Source organism: Ruegeria sp. BHSC029, from assembly GCF_059613085.1.
The window spans coordinates 560,337-576,572 of sequence record NZ_JBXWRU010000002.1 but is presented as its reverse complement, the minus strand read 5'-3'; the positions used below and the strand labels follow the sequence as shown (position 1 = coordinate 576,572).

The 16,236-nt window shown below is 63.1% G+C and carries 18 protein-coding genes; 12 read left to right on the top strand and 6 right to left on the bottom strand.

Features of this window, described 5'->3' with window-relative positions:
• Window positions 1-86: 86 nt before the first annotated feature.
• Window positions 87-1,217, bottom strand: a complete 1,131-nt coding sequence (gene dprA / locus AC2FML_RS06555; RefSeq protein WP_496782459.1) for a DNA-processing protein DprA — start codon at window positions 1,215-1,217, stop codon at window positions 87-89.
• A 228-nt stretch (window positions 1,218-1,445) separates the two neighbouring features.
• Window positions 1,446-2,867: a metalloprotease TldD gene (gene tldD, locus AC2FML_RS06550; protein WP_170443515.1), complete on the bottom strand. Its 1,422-nt coding sequence runs from the start codon at window positions 2,865-2,867 to the stop codon at window positions 1,446-1,448.
• Window positions 2,868-3,043: 176 nt separating this feature from the next.
• Between tldD and coxB the strand changes: the two genes are divergently transcribed.
• The 11 genes from coxB (at window position 3,044) to AC2FML_RS06495 (ending at window position 13,012) form a co-directional block, all read left to right on the top strand.
• The gene (gene coxB / locus AC2FML_RS06545) at window positions 3,044-3,955 is read left to right on the top strand and encodes a cytochrome c oxidase subunit II (protein WP_170358200.1); all 912 of its coding nucleotides are present in this window, start codon (window positions 3,044-3,046) and stop codon (window positions 3,953-3,955) included.
• 82 nt (window positions 3,956-4,037) lie between these two features.
• Window positions 4,038-4,994: a heme o synthase gene (gene cyoE / locus AC2FML_RS06540; RefSeq protein WP_093962749.1), complete on the top strand. Its 957-nt coding sequence runs from the start codon at window positions 4,038-4,040 to the stop codon at window positions 4,992-4,994.
• Window positions 4,991-5,152: a cytochrome c oxidase system small membrane protein gene (locus AC2FML_RS06535; RefSeq protein WP_170337538.1), complete on the top strand. Its 162-nt coding sequence runs from the start codon at window positions 4,991-4,993 to the stop codon at window positions 5,150-5,152. The genes cyoE and AC2FML_RS06535 overlap by 4 nt, the downstream gene beginning before the upstream one ends.
• Window positions 5,152-5,727, top strand: a complete 576-nt coding sequence (locus AC2FML_RS06530) for a cytochrome c oxidase assembly protein (RefSeq protein ID WP_093962748.1) — start codon at window positions 5,152-5,154, stop codon at window positions 5,725-5,727. The genes AC2FML_RS06535 and AC2FML_RS06530 overlap by 1 nt, the downstream gene beginning before the upstream one ends.
• Window positions 5,728-5,749: 22 nt before the next feature.
• Complete coding sequence (locus AC2FML_RS06525; protein ID WP_093962747.1) at window positions 5,750-6,565, top strand: cytochrome c oxidase subunit 3; 816 nt, start codon at window positions 5,750-5,752, stop codon at window positions 6,563-6,565.
• Between the two features lie 173 nt (window positions 6,566-6,738).
• Window positions 6,739-7,416, top strand: coding sequence for an SURF1 family protein (locus AC2FML_RS06520; protein ID WP_480633437.1), 678 nt, complete (start codon window positions 6,739-6,741; stop codon window positions 7,414-7,416).
• Window positions 7,413-8,801 (top strand): threonine synthase, encoded by a 1,389-nt coding sequence (gene thrC / locus AC2FML_RS06515; RefSeq protein ID WP_496782456.1) that lies wholly within the window; start codon window positions 7,413-7,415, stop codon window positions 8,799-8,801. The genes AC2FML_RS06520 and thrC overlap by 4 nt, the downstream gene beginning before the upstream one ends.
• Window positions 8,798-10,060, top strand: coding sequence for a M16 family metallopeptidase (locus AC2FML_RS06510; protein WP_496782454.1), 1,263 nt, complete (start codon window positions 8,798-8,800; stop codon window positions 10,058-10,060). Before thrC ends, AC2FML_RS06510 begins: the two co-directional genes overlap by 4 nt.
• Entirely contained in the window at window positions 10,060-10,644 is a 585-nt protein-coding gene (locus tag AC2FML_RS06505; RefSeq protein ID WP_093962743.1) for a GNAT family N-acetyltransferase, read from the top strand. Before AC2FML_RS06510 ends, AC2FML_RS06505 begins: the two co-directional genes overlap by 1 nt.
• Before the next feature lie 92 nt (window positions 10,645-10,736).
• Window positions 10,737-11,555 carry an MBL fold metallo-hydrolase gene (locus AC2FML_RS06500; RefSeq protein WP_170438231.1) on the top strand — a complete coding sequence of 273 codons (819 nt, stop codon included), beginning with the start codon at window positions 10,737-10,739 and terminating at the stop codon, window positions 11,553-11,555.
• Between the two features lie 38 nt (window positions 11,556-11,593).
• Complete coding sequence (locus AC2FML_RS06495; protein ID WP_496782452.1) at window positions 11,594-13,012, top strand: FAD-binding oxidoreductase; 1,419 nt, start codon at window positions 11,594-11,596, stop codon at window positions 13,010-13,012.
• Between the two features lie 38 nt (window positions 13,013-13,050).
• Here the strand turns inward: AC2FML_RS06495 and AC2FML_RS06490 are convergent, their stop codons facing one another.
• Entirely contained in the window at window positions 13,051-13,533 is a 483-nt protein-coding gene (locus tag AC2FML_RS06490) for a fasciclin domain-containing protein (RefSeq protein WP_170337939.1), read from the bottom strand.
• A 169-nt stretch (window positions 13,534-13,702) separates the two neighbouring features.
• Window positions 13,703-14,242, bottom strand: a complete 540-nt coding sequence (locus AC2FML_RS06485) for an adenine phosphoribosyltransferase (protein ID WP_170337941.1) — start codon at window positions 14,240-14,242, stop codon at window positions 13,703-13,705.
• 209 nt (window positions 14,243-14,451) lie between these two features.
• Between AC2FML_RS06485 and AC2FML_RS06480 the strand changes: the two genes are divergently transcribed.
• The gene (locus tag AC2FML_RS06480) at window positions 14,452-14,625 is read left to right on the top strand and encodes a hypothetical protein (RefSeq protein ID WP_222457049.1); all 174 of its coding nucleotides are present in this window, start codon (window positions 14,452-14,454) and stop codon (window positions 14,623-14,625) included.
• Window positions 14,626-14,631: 6 nt separating this feature from the next.
• On the opposite strand, the gene AC2FML_RS06475 is transcribed toward AC2FML_RS06480, so the two are convergent.
• Window positions 14,632-15,261, bottom strand: a complete 630-nt coding sequence (locus tag AC2FML_RS06475; RefSeq protein WP_040634229.1) for a LysE family translocator — start codon at window positions 15,259-15,261, stop codon at window positions 14,632-14,634.
• A gap of 61 nt (window positions 15,262-15,322) precedes the next feature.
• Complete coding sequence (locus tag AC2FML_RS06470) at window positions 15,323-16,195, bottom strand: S-methyl-5'-thioadenosine phosphorylase (protein ID WP_496782450.1); 873 nt, start codon at window positions 16,193-16,195, stop codon at window positions 15,323-15,325.
• Window positions 16,196-16,236 lie beyond the last annotated feature (41 nt).

Here is a 16,236-nt window from a genome sequence, read left to right as displayed (position 1 = left end):
AGATGGATTTGTCAATGCACAGTCTGAAAGGCCCGAAATCCGGCCTAATTGAGACCGTTTGCCCGGGTTGGAACCACCTCGGCAGATCAGACGGCGAGGCTCAGCAACCCGCCCGGCTGGCGACGGATCAATCCATCCAGCTCCAGATCGGTCAAAGCGGGGCCGATCACGCTGGCAGGCGCATCGACATCCCGGATCAACTGGTCCTCGGCCAAGGGCGAAGGCCCCAATCGTTCCAGGATTCGGGCGTGGAGCGTCTCGGGATGAGTGATTGTCTGCGCGACGGGCGCCGTGTCGGGGGCAGGTTCGGGCGCTCTGCGCGGCTGCGGTGGCAGGGCGTCGATTACATCCTGCACGCAGCGCACAAGTGTGGCGCCTTCGCGGATCAGAAGATTGCAGCCGGCGGCGCGGGCGTCGAACGGATGGCCGGGCACGGCAAGAACCTCGCGTCCCTGGTCCAGTGCGTCGCGCGCCGTGATGAGGCTGCCGGACTTGGCGGCAGCCTCGACGACGACGACGGCCTGAGACAGACCCGATATGATCCGGTTGCGGCGAGGAAAGTGGCGGGCCTGCGGGGTCACGCCCAGTGGTTGTTCGGAGATGCGCAATCCTCTGGTCGCGATGTCGCGCGCCAGTTCCTTGTTTTCCGCCGGATAGATGATGTCGACGCCACCTGCCATGACCGCAACGGTTCCCGTTTGCAGCGTGGCCAGATGCGCGGCAGTGTCGACACCGCGGGCCATGCCGGAGACGACTACATATCCACTCTCACCCAACCCCCCTGCCAGAACCCGCGCCATCCTGGTTCCCAAGGACGAACAGTTGCGGGCACCAACAAGCGAGATCATAGGGCGCTGAAGCATCGAAACGTCGCCTATTGCCCAAAGCATAGGAGGGGCATCGTTCAGATCGGTCAGTGCCATTGGATAGTCGGCGGCCCCAAGGCACAAAAGCCGCGCTTTGGCGGTTTTTGCGGCCTTGAGTTCCGCCTCGATGACGCCGGGCGGGCATATTTCATACCCTTCAATTCCGGCAGCGCGTGCCAATTCCGGCAACGCGGCCAGCGCATTCTGCGCCGAGCCATGTTCGTGCATCAGGCGCCGGAACGTTGCCGGGCCAACCTTGCGCGAGCGCAACAGGCGAAGCCAGGAAAACCGGTCCTCTTCCGTGGTGGGTGGGAGTGGGGGGTGATTGGAAGAAAGCTGCTCTTCGGTCATCCGTCGCTCCGCCTGATTGCAGAACTGGTTTACGGCGTGACGGGTTAACAGCTTGTGAATCGCAGAAAATTTTAGCGTGTTCCAGTGTGGGTTTCGCGGAATGGGCGCGCAAATATTTGAAAGTAATAACTTTTCTCAGGCCGCCTATTTCGATGCGCTACGGTTCATTCCTTTTGTGGCCGGCAGCACGGATTAACCATGATGCCGGCCGAAGGCGCGCGATTCGCATCAGGCGGCCGATCCTCCGACCGTCAGCCCCTCCATCAGCACTGTGGGTTGACCCACACCCACGGGCACCCACTGACCGTCCTTGCCGCAGGTTCCCAGGCCGGGATCCAGGGCCATGTCGTTGCCCAGACCCCGGATACGTTTCAACGCTGAAGGACCGTCGCCGATCAGCGTTGCGCCCTTGACCGGCGCGCCGATTTTGCCGTTCACGACCCGGTAGGCCTCGGTACAGCTGAACACGAATTTGCCGTTGGTGATGTCGACCTGGCCGCCGCCGAAACCCACGGCCCAGATGCCGTCCTTGATCTCGGCCACCAGATCCGCCGGGTTGGCATCGCCGCCCAGCATGATCGTGTTGGTCATGCGTGGCATCGGTTTGTGCGCATAGCTTTGCCGGCGCCCGTTGCCGGTGGGGGACACGCCCATCAGGCGCGCATTCTGCCGGTCCTGCATGTAGCCAGTCAGGATGCCGTCTTCGATCAGCACGGTGCGCGAGCTCGGTGTCCCCTCGTCATCCACGGTGATCGATCCGCGACGATCCGGGATCGTCCCGTCATCCACCACGGTCACGCCCTTGGAGGCGATCCGCTGCCCCATCAGCCCGGCAAAGGCCGAACTCCCCTTGCGGTTAAAGTCTCCTTCCAACCCATGCCCGATGGCCTCGTGCAGCAGGATGCCGGGCCAGCCGGGGCCCAGTGCGACTTCCATCACGCCGGCCGGAGCGGCAACGGCGTCAAGGTTGACCAAAGCAATGCGCAGCGCCTCTCGGACCTTGTCCTGCCAATCGGACGGGTCAATCAGGCCGTCCAGACCAACGCGGCCACCACCTCCGGCCGATCCGCTTTCGCGCCGGCCGTTCTGTTCGACGATGACCGACACGTTCAGGCGGGTCATCGGACGAACGTCGCGTACCATGGTGCCATCGGGGCGGAGTATCTCGACCTCTTGCACGGACGCGGCGATCACGGCGCTGACTTGAACCACCCTGGGGTCCAGATCGCGCGCAAATCCGTCGATTTCGCGCAGAGTCTCGACCTTGACCGGAAAGCTGGCGGATTCGATCGGGTCTGCATCCGTATAAAGCTGTTTGTTTGTGCGCCTTGGCGCGTCGGCCAAAGTGCCTCCTCCGTCACCAACCGCCAGCCGGGCGGTTTCCGCAGCACGTTTCAGCGAGGGCATTGATACATCTGTCGAGTGGGCATAACCGGCCACATCACCCTGCACGGCACGCAGCCCGAATCCCTCGGACGCATCGTAAGATGCGGTGCGCAGGCGTCCATCGTCAAATGCAAGTGTTTCGGATTTCCGACGCTCTACAAACAGCTCGCCGTCTTCGGCCCCGGCGGTGGCCGAGCGCAGTACGGCCAGTGCCTCGTCATGCGGCAATGCGGTCTCGAACGGGCGAAACGGGGCTTGAGTCATGGGTTGCGGCCTTTCGCGTTTGATCCAGATCAAAAATAGCGTCTGTTTGACGCAAGCATTTTGCTTTATCTACCTCCCGGAATATGGTTTTTAACGCGGCCAAAGACAACGGGAGAGGTGTGACCGATTCACACCTGTTCGCCAGAGACGCAAAGATCAAACGATCAGGACAGAAAATGAAGAATGCTTTGATGCTTTCGGGGGTGTTCGCAGCCCTCTCCAGCCTTCCCGCCATGGCTCAGGATCTTGAGATCATCGGCAAGCCGGTCGACGGCGGCATGGGCTTCCAGCCGGCGGCCACCAGCCTGGCCGAAGGGATTCACCGCCTTGATGGTATGATTCTGGTTATCATCACTGCGATCTGTCTGCTGGTCGCAGGCCTGCTGGTATACTGCATCGTGCGCTACAACCAGCGTGTAAACCCGACCCCGGCGCGGTTCTCGCACTACACCCCGGTCGAAATTGCCTGGACCATCGGCCCGATCCTGATCCTGGTCTTCATCGGTGCGTTCTCGCTGCCGGTGCTGTTCAAACAGCAGGAAATCCCCGAGGGTGATGTCGTCATCAAGGTGACCGGCAACCAGTGGTACTGGACCTATGAGTATGTCGATCACAACTTTGCGTTCGACAGCTACCTGCTGGGTCACCCGGCCACCCTGGACGAAGGTGCACGCCCCGCCGATGCGGATGTGACCCCGTTCGTTCTGGACGATGCGATGCGCGCCAAGCTGGCCGATGCCGGCTACAGCGAGGATGAGTGGCTGCTGGCCACCGACACCGCCGTCGTGGTTCCCGTCAACAAGGTGGTTGTGATGCAGGTCACCGCGGCCGACGTGATACACTCGTGGACGATCCCGGCGTTTGGCGTCAAACAGGACGGCGTTCCGGGCCGTCTGGCCGAGCTGTGGTTCCAGGCCGACAAGGAAGGTATCTACTTCGGGCAGTGCTCCGAGCTGTGCGGCAAGGACCACGCCTACATGCCGATTACCGTCAAAGTCGTCAGCGAAGAAGCCTATCAGGAATGGCTGCAGGGCGCGTTGGACGAATACGCCGGCCAGCCGGCGTCGTTCCAGATCGCCTCGAACTGACGATCCCGGGGCCTGAGGCCCGATCGAAACCAGGGACAGGCTGCGCGGGTTTCGCGCAGCTTTCGCACCACAAGGACCTGACATGACCGACGCGAGCATCAATGCCAGCACACTTGCCGCACAATCCCGTGCGGACGAGGCCGGCTTTGGCGACTATTTCGCCCTGCTCAAGCCGCGGGTGATGTCGCTTGTCGTATTCACCGCGTTGGTGGGTCTGCTGGCCGCCCCTGTGCCGGTACATCCGTTCGTCGGCTTTTGCGCCATCCTGTTCATCGCCATAGGTGGCGGCGCCTCGGGCGCGCTGAACATGTGGTGGGACGCGGATATCGACAAGGTTATGAAGCGCACCAAGGGCCGTCCGATCCCGTCGGGCAAGGTCGAGCCCGGCGAGGCGATGGCACTGGGCCTGGCCCTGTCGGGTCTGTCGGTGATCATGCTGGGCTTGGCGACCAACTGGTTCGCGGGCGCGTTTCTGGCCTTTACCATCTTTTTCTATGTCGTGATCTACACGATGTGGCTCAAGCGCCTGACGCCGCAGAACATCGTGATCGGAGGCGCCGCGGGCGCTTTCCCGCCGGTAATCGGCTGGGTTGCCGCGACGGGTTCGATGACGCTCGAGCCGTGGCTGATGTTTGCCCTGACCTTCATGTGGACCCCGCCGCATTTCTGGGCGCTGGCGCTGTTCATGCGCTCGGATTATGACGACGCCGGCGTGCCGATGCTGACCGTAACGCATGGACGCCGCGCCACGCGGACCCATATTCTGGTCTATACCGCATTGCTGGCTCTGCTGGCCGTGGGCACGGCGTTCTCGGGCATCGGTGGGCCGATTTACCTCGCTGTTGCCGTGGTGTTGAACGCTCTGTTCCTGCGGGGGGCATGGGCCATCTCGCGCCGCACCGAAGACGACGCGGAGGCGGACAATTTCAAGGTCGAGCGCAGCTTTTTCAAGCTGTCGCTGCTGTACCTGTTCCTGCATTTCGGCGCGATCCTCGCCGAGGCGCTGCTGAAACCCTACGGGTTGGGAGGCTGGTCATGAGCCTGCGCAAAAGCCATGAGCTGCACCAGCGTCGCTTCGGCCGCAACCTGGGTGTCGGGCTGACGTTGGCGGCGTTCATCGTGATCATCTTCGGCCTGACCATCGTCAAGGTCTCGGGCAGCGATTTCGGCGTGCCCAGCGAGGAGGTTCAGAACTGATGGCTTTGAGCGGACCGCAGAAGACCGTTGCACAGACCGTTGGTCTGGTTGTTCTGATGGGCAGCCTGGCCTGGGCGGCCGTGCCGTTCTACGACTGGTTCTGTCGGGTCACCGGGTTCGGGGGCACCACCGGCGTTGCCGAGGCCACGCCCGACGATATCCTCGACCGGGTGGTGACCGTTCGCTTCGACGCCTCCAAGGCCAAGGACATGCCGTGGGAATTCAAACCCGTCGAGCGAGAGATGAAGGTGCGTATCGGTGAGACCGGTCTGGCCTTTTACGAAGCATACAATCCGACCGACAAGCCGGTTGCGGGACAGGCATCGTACAACGTGACGCCCTATTCCGCCGGCGGATACTTCCAGAAGATCGCATGTTTCTGTTTTGAGGAGCAGGTTCTGGAGCCCGGCGAACGCGTCGAGATGCCCGTAACTTTCTTCGTCGACCCCGAAATGGTGGAAGACCCCGAAGCACAGTATGTTCATACGATCACGCTGTCGTATACATTCTATGAAATAGACCTGCCCGAGGGCTATGCCGCCCTGGATGCGCAGGCAGAAACAAACACGAACTAACGCCTGTAGGTGAGGGACGCTGATGGCACACGCAAAAAACCACGATTACCACATTCTGGCACCTTCGATCTGGCCGCTGATCGGCGCGATCGGTGGCTTCGTCATGCTGTTCGGAGCCGTCTTGTGGATGCACGGCATGACCTCCTTCGTGTTCTGGGGTGGTCTTGTGGCAGTTCTCTACACGATGTTTGCCTGGTGGTCCGAGGTCGTGGCCGAAAGCCGCGCGGGTGATCACACTCCGGTCGTCCGGATCGGGCTGCGCTACGGGTTCATCCTGTTCGTCATGTCCGAGGTGATGTTCTTCTTCGCCTGGTTCTGGTCGTTCTTCAAACATCGCATGTATCCGATGTACGACTATGCCGGCACCGAATACATCCAGCCTGACATCCACGCGGTGGACCCGTTCCACCTGCCGCTGATCAACACTCTGGTTCTGTTGCTGTCGGGCTGTGCGATCACTTGGGCGCACCACGCGCTGGTCCACGACAACGACCGCAAGGCGCTGATTCAGGGTCTCGCGATCGGTATCGTCCTGGGTATCGCCTTCACCTTCCTGCAGGCCTTCGAATACTATGAACTGCTGGCCCACGAAGGCTGGGAGTTCGGCGGCGATCAGTTCTACTCGAACTTCTTCATGGCAACCGGCTTCCACGGCGCACATGTGATCATCGGCACCATCTTCCTGACTGTCTGTCTGATCCGCGCGCTTCGTGGCGACTTTACCCCGGAGAAACACGTCGGGTTCGAGGCGGCCGCATGGTACTGGCACTTTGTCGACGTTGTCTGGCTGTTCCTGTTCTTCGCAGTCTACATCTGGGGTCAGGCACCGCTGATGTAACGCCCCGCGAGGCTGCCGAATTGCAAAAGCCGCCCCTCGGGGCGGCTTTTTCTCGATCAGGGGCGCAAGGGATTGCGCCCCGTACAATTGCAAGGTTGCATTTCCTTGCGCACAGACCGTAACAAGACGCCGGCTTGACCCCGAGCCGCTATGATACGCAACAAGGGCCAGACATGCGCCGCATCCTGTTTCTGCTGATTTTTGGACTCGCCGGGCTGGCGGTTCTTGTGTCTCTGGGCACTTGGCAGGTTCAGCGTCTGGCCTGGAAAGAGGGCATTCTGGCCGACATCGAAGCCCGGATCGCCACCGATCCGGTGCCGCTGCCCGAGGCGGTCGACCCTGAAGCCGATCGCTATCTGCCCATAGAGGTATCGGGCGAGATGCTGCCCGGCGAAATCCATGTACTGGTTTCCGTCAAACAGGTCGGGCCGGGCTATCGGATCATCGCGCCGTTCCGAACCGGTGACCGCATGATCCTGGTGGATCGGGGCTTTGTGCCCACAACGGCCAAACAGGCCGAACGCCAGATCGGCCCCATGAAGGTTGTCGGCAATCTGCATTGGCCGGACGAGATCGACGGCTATACCCCCGAACCGGACCCGGCGGGCAACATCTGGTTTGCCCGCGACGTGCCCGCGCTGGCCGATGCGCTTGGGGCCGAACCGATCCTACTGGTTGCCCGCAGCCAGACCGATCCCGCCATCACGCCGCTGCCGGTGGATACGGCGGGTATTCCCAACGACCATCTGCAATACGCGGTGACATGGTTCGGCCTGGCGCTGGTCTGGGCCGCAATGACCGGATATTTCCTGTGGCGCGGCCGCGCCCCATCAGAAAGTGACGCGCAATGAAATATATCTCGACCCGCGGGCAGGCGCCCGAACTGAGCTTTGAAGAGGCGATGCTGACCGGTCTGGCCCGCGACGGCGGCCTGTACCTGCCTGCCGAGATTCCGGTTCTGAGTCAGGACGAGATCGCCGCGCTTGCCGGGCTGCCCTATGAAGAGATCGCGTTCCGCGTCATGTGGCCGTATGTCAGCGGCTCGTTCGCCGGGGACGAATTCAAAGAGATCATCGCCCGCGCCTATGCCGGGTTCGGCCATAATGCTCGCGCGCCTTTGAAGCAGCTGAACGAGAACCACTTTTTGCTGGAGCTGTTCCACGGGCCCACGCTGGCCTTCAAGGATTTCGCCATGCAGTTGATCGGCCAGCTGTTCCAGGTGGCGCTGAAGCGGCGGGGCGAACGTGTTACCATCGTGGGCGCCACCAGCGGCGACACCGGATCGGCCGCGATCGAGGCTTTCCGGGGGCTGGATGCGGTCGATGTGTTCATCCTTTTCCCGCATGGCCGCGTCTCCGAGGTGCAGCGCCGCCAGATGACCACCCCCGCCGACAGCAACGTGCACGCGCTGGCCGTCGATGGCGATTTCGACGACTGTCAGGCCGCCGTGAAGGACATGTTCAACGATTTCGACTTCCGCGACGGGGTCAAGCTGGCGGGGGTGAACTCGATCAACTTTGCCCGGGTGCTGGCGCAGGTGGTCTATTACTTTTCGGCCGCGACCAGCCTGGGCGCGCCACACCGCAAGGTCAGCTTCACGGTGCCCACCGGCAATTTCGGCGACATCTTCGCCGGCTATATCGCCAAGCGGATGGGTCTGCCCATCGACCGTCTGGTGGTGGCGACCAACCAGAACGACATCCTGCATCGCTGCCTGTCCGGGCAGGGCTATTTCAAGGGCGACACCATCCCCTCGATCAGCCCGTCGATGGATATTCAGGTCAGCTCGAACTTCGAGCGCGCGCTGTACTATGCCTATGGCGAGGACGGGCGGGCCGTGGCGCAGTTGATGGACGAGCTGAAACAGGGCGGCTTCTACGTCAGCCAGGGCGCGATGGAGGCCCTGCGCGAAAGCTTCGACTCGGGCCGTGTGTCAGAAGAGGAAACGCTGGCCACGATCAAATCCACGCTGGAACACAGCGCCGAGCTGGTCTGCCCGCATACCGCCGTGGGCATCAAGGTGGCCGAAGACACCCGCGCCGCCGATGTGCCCATGGTTACTCTGGCCACCGCGCACCCGGCGAAATTCCCCGCCTCGGTCGAGCAGGCCAGCGGTGTGCATCCGCCTCTTCCCTCGCGCATGTCCGATCTGTATGAACGTCCGGAACGGGTGACCCGCATCGCCAACGATCTGGGCGCCATCGAGGATCATATCAAAAGGCATATTGCTGAGTGACTGTCAGACTGGACCAACTAACAAACGGCTTTCGGATCGTCAGCGAACAGATGCCGGGGCTGCAATCGGCCGCCATCGGCATCTGGGTGACCGCCGGCGGGCGGCACGAGCGGATCGAACAGAACGGCATCGCGCATTTCCTCGAGCATATGGCCTTCAAGGGCACCGAGCGGCGCTCTGCTTTGCAGATCGCCGAGGCGATCGAGGATGTGGGCGGCTATATCAACGCCTATACCTCGCGCGAGGTGACGGCCTATTACGCCCGGGTGCTGAAGGATGACGTGGCGCTGGCGATGGACGTGATCGGCGACATTGTCCTGAACCCCGTCTTCGACCCGCGCGAGATCGAGGTTGAGCGCGGCGTGATCCTGCAGGAAATCGGACAGGCGCATGACACGCCCGACGATGTGATCTTTGACTGGCTGCAGGAACAGAGCTATCGCGACCAGCCGCTGGGCCGCACCATTCTGGGGCCGACCGAACGGGTCAGCGCCTTTTCGCGCGACGACCTGTCGGCCTTCGTGGCCGAGCACTATGCGCCCGATCAGATGATCCTGTCGGCGGCGGGCGCGGTCGATCATGACCAGTTGATGAAACTGGCCGAAGAGATGTTCGGCCATCTGCAACCCCGCAAGGGGCTGCTACCGGAACCTGCGCGGTTCACCGGCGGCGAGGCGCGGCGGGACAAGGCGCTGGAGCAGGCGCATTTTGCCCTGGCGCTGGAAAGCCCGGGCTATCGCAATGACGAGATCTATACCGCGCAGATCTATTCGACCGCGCTGGGCGGCGGCATGTCCTCGCGCCTGTTTCAGGAAGTGCGTGAGACCCGCGGGCTGTGCTATACGATCTTTGCCCAGACCGGCGCCTATGCCGACACGGGAACGACCACGATCTATGCCGGCACTTCGGCCGATCAGGTGGGCGAGCTGGCCACCATCACCATCGACGAGATGAAGCGCGCCGCCGAGGACATGAGCCCCGAGGAGGTTGCCCGCGCCCGCGCACAGATGAAGGCCGGGATGCTGATGGGGCTGGAAAGCCCCTCGAACCGGGCCGAACGTCTGGCCCGGCTGGTGCAGATATGGGGCCGTGTTCCGCCGCTCGAGGAAACCGTGGCCAAGATCGACGCGGTCAGCACCGCCGACGTCCGGGCCTTTGCCGAAAAGATGGCGGTTCAGGCCCCGGCAGCACTGGCGCTCTACGGACCTGTGGGTGGTGCGCCGACACTGGCGAGGCTGCAGGAGAGGCGCGCGGCGTGATGCTGTTGGGCAGACGCAGGCTGAAACTCGAGACCGAGCGGTTGAGCTTGCGCCCGCCCGTGCATTCCGACTTCAACGACTGGGCCGCGCTGCGGCTGGCCTCGCGCGAGTATCTGACCCCGTGGGAGCCGATCTGGGCCAAGGATCATCTGACCCGCAAATCGTTCACCAACCGTGTCTACTGGGCGCAACGCTCGGTGGCCAATGGCACGGCGGTTCCGCTGTTCCTCTTCCGCAGAACGGATGACATGCTGGTGGGCGCCATTACGCTGGACAACATCCGCCGGGGGCCGGCGCAGGCCGGAACGCTGGGCTATTGGACCGGGCAGGCCTTTGCCCGGCAGGGTTACATGCGCGAGGCCATCGGCGCCGTGGTGCATTACGCCTTTACCCGACTGGACCTGAGCCGGATCGAGGCCGCCTGCCTGCCGGAAAACGCCGCCTCTCGCGGGCTGTTGGAAAGCTCGGGGTTCAAATACGAGGGCGTGGCGCAATCCTATCTGCAGATCAACGGGCGGTGGCGGACGCATGTGCTCTATGCGTCGCTGCGCTCGGACCGGCGCGGGCGGACGGACGCGGGCTAGGGCGCCCGTTCGGACCTGATGTGGGCGGGACTGTTTCCGAAATTTGGGCCCAGTGACGTGACTCGAGGCGCCGATGCGCTAGACTTCCGATCATGCGGAGTGTTTTGGCGGGTCTGATCTTGCTGGCAGGGACGGCGGCGGCGCAGGAGCGTCGGCCGAGCCATTGCATCGCCATCGCCCAGAACACCCCTGGAATCCAGTATCTGCACAAGGCGGCGTGGCAGGATCCGGTGCCCGAATTCTCGGTCCGGATCAGCTATGTCGCGCATGCGTCCTTTCTGATCCAGACACCCGGCGGGCTGAATGCGGTGACCGACTATACCGGCTTCATCGGCGGCGCGGATCTGATCCCCGACATCGTGACGATGAACCACGCCCATGACACCCATTGGACCGCCTATCCCGATCCGGCCATCCCGCATGTGCTGCCGGGGTGGGGCGAGTTCGGGCAGGGCATCGAACACCACCTCGACCTGGGCGAATTGCTGGTGCGCAACGTATCGACCGACATCCGGTCCGCTTATGGCGGGGTGGAAGAGCGCGGAAACTCGATCTTCGTGTTCGAGGTCGAAGGTCTTTGCATCGGCCATCTGGGGCATCTGCACCACATCCCCAGCGACGAGCAGTTCGCGGCCCTTGGGCGGCTGGACGTGGTCATGGCGGCGGTGGACGGTGGCACGACCATGCCCTTGCCCGAGATGATCTCGGTGCTGCAGCGGCTGAAAAGTTCGGTCATCATTCCGATGCATTGGTTCTCGGGATATTCGCTGGACCGGTTCCTGGCCGATATCCGATCCGATTTCCCGGTGCGCCGGGACGGGGTTTCGGAAATTGAAGTATCGCTGCGGACCCTGCCGGACCGCCCGACGGTGGTGGTGCTCGAGCCGCGATACCTCATGGAATTGGAATAAGCCTTGCCGTGCGCCTCGGGCTTGGGCATGCAGAGGGTATGCATTTGAACCCTGCCGATGAAACCTTTGCCGAAACCATCCGCGCCCGCCTGGGTGACGATGTTCTGCGCCCGGTCGAGCCGCGCTATCTGGAAGAGCCGCGCCGCCGCTTCGCCGGGCAGGCGGGTCTGCTGGCCTTGCCCCGCACGGTTGAGGAGGTCGCAGCCTTGGTGCGTTTGGCGTCCGAGGCCCGTGTGCCGGTGGTGCCATACGGCGGCGGCACCGGTCTTGTGGGCGGACAGGTCATGGCCAATGGCCCCGCGCCCCTGATCCTGTCGCTTGAGCGGATGCGCGCGATCCGGGCCGTCTACCCGACCGAAAACATCCTGATCGCCGAGGCCGGTGCTGTGCTGGCCGACATTCAGGCCTCGGCCGAGACGGCCAACCGGCTGTTTCCGCTGTCGCTCGCGGCGCAGGGGTCCTGCCGGATCGGGGGGAACCTCGCTACCAATGCCGGGGGCGTGAACGTCCTGCGTTATGGCAATGCACGGGATCTGTGCCTGGGGCTTGAGGCGGTTCTGCCCAACGGGGAGATCTGGCACGGGCTGGGGCGGTTGCGCAAGGACAATACCGGCTATGATCTGCGCAACCTGCTGATCGGGTCCGAGGGCACGCTGGGGGTCATCACCGCCGCCTCGCTCAAGCTGTTCCCCCGTCCTGCCGGGCTGGGCACGGCGATCTTTCAGGTCACCAGCCCCGAAGCGGCGATCGACCTGCTGGCCCTGGCCCGCGACCATTTGGGCGAAACCGTCAGCGCGTTCGAACTGATCCACAAGCAGGGGCTGGATTTTCTGGCCGAGGTCTTGCCGGACGTGCGGCAACCCTTTGACACACCGCCGGACTGGTCGGTCCTGATCGAGCTGGGATTGCCGGCCGGGCACGAGCCCGAGGCGGCGCTGGAGTCCTTGTTCGTCGCTGCCGAAGCCCGTGGTCAGGTGTCGGACGGCGTCATCGCCCAAAGCGCCGCGCAGCGCGACGGGCTGTGGTCAGTGCGCGAACGCATCCCCGAGGCGAACCGGCTGATCGGTTCAGTGTCCAGCCACGATATCTCGGTTCCGATTTCGCGTATCCCCGATTTCATCCGGCAAGGCGGCGAGGCGATTGCGGCCCTTGGGCCATTCCGGGTGAACTGCTTTGGTCATCTGGGGGACGGCAACCTGCACTACAACGTCTTTCCGCCCAAAGGCCACGACCGGGGCGAGTTCGACGACCGACGCGGCGAGATCAAGCGCGCGGTTCATGACCTGGTGCATGAATTTGAAGGATCGGTCAGTGCCGAGCATGGGGTGGGCCGTCTCAAGACCGGTGATCTGGAACGCTACGGTGATCCGGCCAAACTGACGGCCATGCGCGCCATCAAGTCTGCCTTGGACCCGCTCGGGATCATGAACCCGGGCGCCGTCCTGTCAGGTGAGTGAGTGCGGCCCGGACGCTCCGGGCCGCAGCTGCGCGTCGTTTACGACGCCGGCAGGATAACCTTGTCGATGACGTGGATCACGCCATTACTGGTTTCGATATCTGCCTGAACGACATTTGCGTCATTGACCATGACACCATTGTCGAGATCGATTGTGATCTCTCCACCCTGAACGGTGGCGGCGGTCATGTCGTCGGACAGATCACCCGACATCACTTTGCCCGGAACCACGTGATAGGTGAGGATCGCAACAAGCTGATCCTTGTTCTCGGGCTTCAGCAGCGTTTCCACGGTGCCTTCGGGCAGAGCAGCAAAGGCTTCATCCGTGGGCGCGAAAACGGTGAATGGGCCTTCGCCCTTCAGCGTGTCAACCAACTCGGCAGCCTGCACGGCTGCGACCAGAGTGTTGAAGCTGCCGGCTCCGACAGCGGTGTCCACAATGTCCTTGCCGTGGCCGTCGGCCATGGCAGCGGTCGAAAACAGGATACTGGCGACACCGGCAACAGCGAATTTGCGAAACATGATCTACTTCCCTTGTTGAGGATGTCATCGGCGACATCAGGGGCGATACGGTGACATGCCGGAAGGAGATCATGCGTCGGGGGCAAAAAACCGACTGGAAAACGAACAACGCCGCGCTAAGCGCGCGGCGTTTCCAGCGGCAAGTCACGAAATCGTGACCGTTGTCTGTTCACAGCCCTTCGAATTCGCACAGGACATGGACGTCCATGCCCATCTCCTCCAGCACCTTCCGGCCACCCAGCTCGGGCAGGTCGATGATGAAGGCGCAGCTGACGATCTCGCCGCCCAGACGTTCGATCAGCTTGATGCCTGCCGCGGCAGTGCCGCCGGTGGCCAGCAGGTCATCGACGACCAGAACCTTTTCACCGGGCTGGATCGCGTCATCGTGGATCTCGACGATGGCCTCGCCATATTCCAGCTTGTATTCCTCGCTGATCGTGGTGCCCGGCAGCTTGCCCTTCTTGCGGATCGGAACGAAGCCCACGCTCAGCTGGTGAGCGATCGCGCCGCCCAGGATGAAACCGCGCGCCTCAAGCCCCACGACCTTGTCGATGCGCTCGCCGGCATAGGGGTGCAGCATCTGGTCGATGGCCATGCGAAACCCGCGGGGATCCGCAAACAGGGTCGTCACGTCGCGGAACATGATCCCTTCGTGGGGAAAATCGACGATGGTCCGAATGTAATCCTTGACCGTTTTGCTTCTGGACATGGGGCAACCCTTCTTGCGTCAAAACACGGCGGTGTTTGGCGTATCACGGCCAGTCATGCAAGCCACGGCTGCCTTCCTGCGCGTATTTGCTGCGGAACAGATGCGCCCGGACCACCCGCCCTTGGAGGGCTGCGGGTATCGACAAGCGATGCGCTTTGTCTATACAAGGTGCCACGCGCTGATGCAGGCCCAGAACAAGGATGACAGCAGTGGCCAAGGCCGACCTCAAGGGATCCACCAAAAAGAACAGCCAGCTGGTTCTGCGCCTGGACAAGGACGAACGCGACGCGTTCGTTGCGCTGTGCCGCGATCTCGACACCTCGGCCGCGCGCGAGATCCGCAAGTTCATTCGCGCGTTCATGGCCGAGAACGCCGGGACCTGACTGCCTTCAGGCCGGGCGGCGCAGTACCGCCGTGGCCACGCCCATTCCGATCAGGGTCAACCCTCCGAAACGGGTCATGCCGGTGATGATGCCGGGGCGGCCGATTACGCGGCGCAGCCGGTCGGCCAACAGCGCATAGGCCAGCGCGTTCAGCCCGGCCAACCCAACGAAAGTGGCGATCAATATGGCGAACTGCGGGCCCAACGGCTCGGCCGGGCGCAGGAATTGCGGCACGAAGGCAATGAAGAAGGCGATGGATTTCGGGTTCAGGGCAGTAACGGCGGCCGCATGGCCGAACACGCCGCGCGCGGTGACGTCGCGCCCGGTGGCCACCGCCTGCATCCCGCCGGACGGCGCACTGCGCAGCAGCTTGATGCCCAGCCAAACCAGATAGGCGGCTCCCACCCACTTCAGCACCGAAAACAGCGTGGCCGACGCCAGCACCAGCGCCCCAAGCCCCAGCAGCGAAGCGGTCATGGCGATCAGGTCCCCCAGCGCAACCCCCGTGGCCGAGGCCACGGCCACGCTGCGCCCTTTGGACAGTGCATAGCTGAGCACCAGCAGAACCGTCGGTCCCGGGATCAGCAGAAGGGCGGTCGAGGCTGCGACAAAGGCCAGCCAAAGTTCAAAATCCATCATCCAACTCCGTCAAATCCGCAGCAGCTAGCCTAAGAAAACACGTGGCCGTCAAGGCCGCCTACAATACCCGGCCCGCCACCGTATCCAGCTTGGCCAGCACTTGCGGGTCGCGCTTTTCCGGGGCCGTCAAAATCGCGTGGTCCAGCGCACGGTCGCAGCCATGCGGGCAGGGCGCGCGGTCCGCTCCCAGCATGGCGGGCAGGCCTTTGACCAAGGCGCGCGCCTTCTCGGCGTTGCCGGTCAGCGTCGCGATGATCGCGGTCACGTCCACTTCGCCGTGATCGGGGTGCCAGCTGTCATAGTCGGTGACCATCGCCACCGAGGCATAGCAAAGCTCGGCCTCGCGGGCCAGTTTGGCCTCGGGCATGTTGGTCATGCCGATCACGTCGCAGCCCCACTGCTCGCGGTACATCTTCGATTCCGCCAGCGTCGAGAATTGCGGCCCTTCCATCGCCAGATAGGTGCCGCCACGGTGCACGGTGATGCCGGCCGCCCGGGCGGCGGATTCACAGGCATCGCCCACGCGCGGGCAGGTCGGATGGGCCACGCTGACATGGGCGACGCAGCCGGTGCCGAAAAAGCTTTTCTCGCGGGCGAAGGTGCGATCGATGAACTGATCGACGACCACGAAATCGCCCGGCGCCATGTGTTCGCGGAAGGAGCCGCAGGCCGAAACCGAGATCACATCGGTCACCCCCAGCCGTTTCAGCGCGTCAATATTGGCGCGATAGGGCACCTCGGTCGGCGAATGCACATGCCCGCGCCCGTGGCGGGGTAGAAAGGCCATCTCGATGCCGTCCAGTGTCCCGGTCAGGATCTGGTCGGAAGGCGCGCCCCAAGGCGTTTCCACGGTGACCCATTGCGGCGATTCCAGCCCGTCGATGTCATAAATTCCCGATCCGCCGATGACGGCAATTTTTGTCTGGGCCACGTTCGTTCTCCGCTGCGATACCTGCCTGAGGGAATATCTGC

What these genes read in the sequence shown, in the direction of transcription:
- cyoE (WP_093962749.1), top strand. Translation starts at nt 4,038, where the DNA reads ATGACCGACGCGAGCATCAATGCCAGCACACTTGCCGCACAATCCCGT.
- AC2FML_RS06520 (WP_480633437.1), top strand. Translation starts at nt 6,739, where the DNA reads ATGCGCCGCATCCTGTTTCTGCTGATTTTTGGACTCGCCGGGCTGGCG.
- dprA (WP_496782459.1), bottom strand. Translation starts at nt 1,217, where the DNA reads ATGACCGAAGAGCAGCTTTCTTCCAATCACCCCCCACTCCCACCCACC.
- tldD (WP_170443515.1), bottom strand. Translation starts at nt 2,867, where the DNA reads ATGACTCAAGCCCCGTTTCGCCCGTTCGAGACCGCATTGCCGCATGAC.
- AC2FML_RS06505 (WP_093962743.1), top strand. Translation starts at nt 10,060, where the DNA reads ATGCTGTTGGGCAGACGCAGGCTGAAACTCGAGACCGAGCGGTTGAGC.
- AC2FML_RS06495 (WP_496782452.1), top strand. Translation starts at nt 11,594, where the DNA reads ATGCATTTGAACCCTGCCGATGAAACCTTTGCCGAAACCATCCGCGCC.
- AC2FML_RS06535 (WP_170337538.1), top strand. Translation starts at nt 4,991, where the DNA reads ATGAGCCTGCGCAAAAGCCATGAGCTGCACCAGCGTCGCTTCGGCCGC.
- thrC (WP_496782456.1), top strand. Translation starts at nt 7,413, where the DNA reads ATGAAATATATCTCGACCCGCGGGCAGGCGCCCGAACTGAGCTTTGAA.
- AC2FML_RS06490 (WP_170337939.1), bottom strand. Translation starts at nt 13,533, where the DNA reads ATGTTTCGCAAATTCGCTGTTGCCGGTGTCGCCAGTATCCTGTTTTCG.
- AC2FML_RS06525 (WP_093962747.1), top strand. Translation starts at nt 5,750, where the DNA reads ATGGCACACGCAAAAAACCACGATTACCACATTCTGGCACCTTCGATC.
- coxB (WP_170358200.1), top strand. Translation starts at nt 3,044, where the DNA reads ATGAAGAATGCTTTGATGCTTTCGGGGGTGTTCGCAGCCCTCTCCAGC.
- AC2FML_RS06500 (WP_170438231.1), top strand. Translation starts at nt 10,737, where the DNA reads ATGCGGAGTGTTTTGGCGGGTCTGATCTTGCTGGCAGGGACGGCGGCG.
- AC2FML_RS06530 (WP_093962748.1), top strand. Translation starts at nt 5,152, where the DNA reads ATGGCTTTGAGCGGACCGCAGAAGACCGTTGCACAGACCGTTGGTCTG.
- AC2FML_RS06485 (WP_170337941.1), bottom strand. Translation starts at nt 14,242, where the DNA reads ATGTCCAGAAGCAAAACGGTCAAGGATTACATTCGGACCATCGTCGAT.
- AC2FML_RS06475 (WP_040634229.1), bottom strand. Translation starts at nt 15,261, where the DNA reads ATGGATTTTGAACTTTGGCTGGCCTTTGTCGCAGCCTCGACCGCCCTT.